The organism is Actinomadura sp. 7K507 (assembly GCF_004348425.1).
Lineage (GTDB): Bacteria > Actinomycetota > Actinomycetes > Streptosporangiales > Streptosporangiaceae > Spirillospora.
In genome coordinates, this window is sequence record NZ_SMKK01000480.1 from 1 (window position 1) to 2,301 (window position 2,301).

General features: G+C 70.6%; 4 protein-coding genes. All 4 read right to left on the minus strand.

Annotated elements, in window-relative coordinates; translation table 11 throughout:
- A partial coding sequence (locus tag E1285_RS44610) for an MFS transporter (RefSeq protein WP_347814136.1) occupies nt 1-410 on the minus strand: 410 nt, incomplete at its 3' end.
- A gap of 166 nt (nt 411-576) precedes the next feature.
- Nucleotides 577-1,143: a TIGR03086 family metal-binding protein gene (locus E1285_RS44615; protein WP_165967047.1), complete on the minus strand. Its 567-nt coding sequence runs from the start codon at nt 1,141-1,143 to the stop codon at nt 577-579.
- Between the two features lie 95 nt (nt 1,144-1,238).
- A complete protein-coding gene (locus E1285_RS44620) occupies nt 1,239-1,838 on the minus strand; it encodes a dihydrofolate reductase family protein (protein WP_132160955.1) in 600 nt (199 codons plus the stop codon).
- Nucleotides 1,835-2,301: SRPBCC domain-containing protein (locus E1285_RS44625; RefSeq protein WP_132160956.1), on the minus strand; the 467-nt coding region annotated here is incomplete at its 5' end. The genes E1285_RS44625 and E1285_RS44620, both read right to left, overlap by 4 nt.

Below are 2,301 nucleotides of genomic sequence, written 5' to 3' on the forward strand. Positions count from 1 at the left end.
CGGTAACCCCCCGCAGCAAGCACCGGCGACGCCACCGCCGACGCCGCCACCACCGCCAGCAGCGCCACCGCCTCCGACCGCCCGATCAACCGCGCATACGACCCCGCCGCCCCGGCCCGCTCCAGCTCCTCGTACACCAGCGCCTGCATCGTCCCCGAACGCAGCGCCGACCCCACGCCCCACAACACGAAACCCACGGCGAACGCCGGATACGAAGGAAACAGCACCCACGAACCGAACCCCGCACCCGCCAGCAGGGGAGAGGCCACCAAAAGCAAACGGCGCGAGAACACGTCCGCCCACAAACCGGACGGCAACTCAAGCGCGAACGTCGTGACCGACCAGATCACGAACAACGACGAGATCGCAGCGGGCGACAACCCGGTATCGGCGAACAGCACCGCGTACACCGGGTACAGAAGAACGAAATCCTCGAGGAACGCGTAGACGTACAGCCTCCGCGCGAGCCTCGCCTCAGATGAAGATCAATGTCGTTCGGCCATACCCGAACCATAACCACATCGCCGCGCCCGCCGCACCCCCGAATCCGGGGGAGAGGAGGGGGCCGGCCCGCCCTCAGCCCCCGGCCGGATCGCGGCCGAACAGCGCGAGCAGACGCGCCTGATCACCGGCGCCCTCCGGGACGGAACGCTCGGGAGCGAGCATCCCCGCCCCACGCCCGGCAGGCGCCATCCGCCTCGCGGTCTCCAAAGCCGGACCCACCAGATCCGCGTCGAACACCACCGACTGCCCGGTGGCCCGCGCCAGATCCCACGTATGGACCAGCAACTCCAGCGGATACTCCTCCAGCCACTCCCGCATCGTGACCTCCACCCCGAGCGCCAGCCGGACCCGGCGCGCCAGCGCCTCCGGACCCAACTCGGCCATCATCCGCGCACGTACCGCACGCCAGGACGCCAACGGATCCTCACCGGCAACCTCACGCCAATCCGGATCGTCCTGGGGGAGCGGCCGCCCGGCCGCCCGCATCTCGATCACCAGCAGCCCCGCCGTGACGTGCCCGGCGACATCGACCGCACACCACCCCTCACACGGCGACGGCGACAACCACCGATCCGGCGGCGTCGCCGCCAGCACCGCCTCGAAACCGTCCAGCGCGCGAACGAAACGCTCGGGAATCACGATGCGGCACCGCCCAGGGCTCAGATCGTCGGCATGGTGACCCTCGCACTGTAGCGACCGCCACCCGCACACGGCAGAACTCCCGGCGGCCCGCCTCAGCGGACCCGGTCGTAGACCAGCGACACAATGCCGTGCTCACCCGCGGCCTCACCGGCGAGCGCCCACCGCGCCGCGGGCAGACCATCGTCGAACAGGCGCGGCCCGCCACCCAGGAAGACCGGGAAGATCGAGAGCGCCAGCCGGTCGACCTTGCCGGCCGCCAGCAGCGCCTTGATGATGCTCGCACTGGACGGCACGAGAATGTCACCGCCCTCCGCCGCCTTGAGATCCTCCACCACCTCCGCGGCCGGCTTGTCCACCACCGTCGTCCGCTCCCACGGCGCCTCACCGAGCGTCGAGGACAGGACCACCTTCTCGACGCCGACGAGCCACCTCGCGAAATCCTCGTCGCGCGGGTCGGCGCCCTCCATGCCGATGACGGTGGGCCAGTACCCGAGGAACCCCTCGGCGTTGACCCGCCCGAGCAGGGCCGTCGTCGCCGTCCCCCAGAGGCTCGTCAGGTGATCGCGGGCGACGTCGGTGACGGCGTACGGCATCACCCAGCCCATGTCCTGAGGATCCGGCCCGGCGTAGTAGCCGTCGAGGGAGAGGTTCATGTTGGTGACGACCCTGCGGCCGCCGCTCTGCTCCGTCATTTCATGCTCCTTGTGTCGGTGTCGTCCGTACTGCCGGAACCCGCGGCGAACATCGCCGCCAGCTTGTCGAGGCTCTGCCCGAAGCCGATCTCGATGCCCGCGATGAAATCCGCCGAGTCGACCGTGCTGCCGGAGATCCGGTAGTGGACGTCAAGGTCCGCGCCGGCGCCGGTGGGCCGCAGAGCGAGGTCGACGTGGGCGGTGAAGGCAAGGCCGCCTCCAGGAAGCAAGGGGGAGAGCCGGTAGCCGAGGCGCTCTCCGGGGCGCACGTCCTCGACGACCCCCTCCGCGCGCCCGGCCACCAGGTCAGAGCCGTCGGCGTCCTCGGCATCGCGGTACTCCTGGACGATCCGCCCACCCGGCCGCGCCTCGAACACGAAGTCGGAGACCCGCAGGTCGTCGGGCACCCACCACCGGGCGAGCAGCGATGCCTCGGTCAGGTGCCGCCAGACCGCCTCGGGGC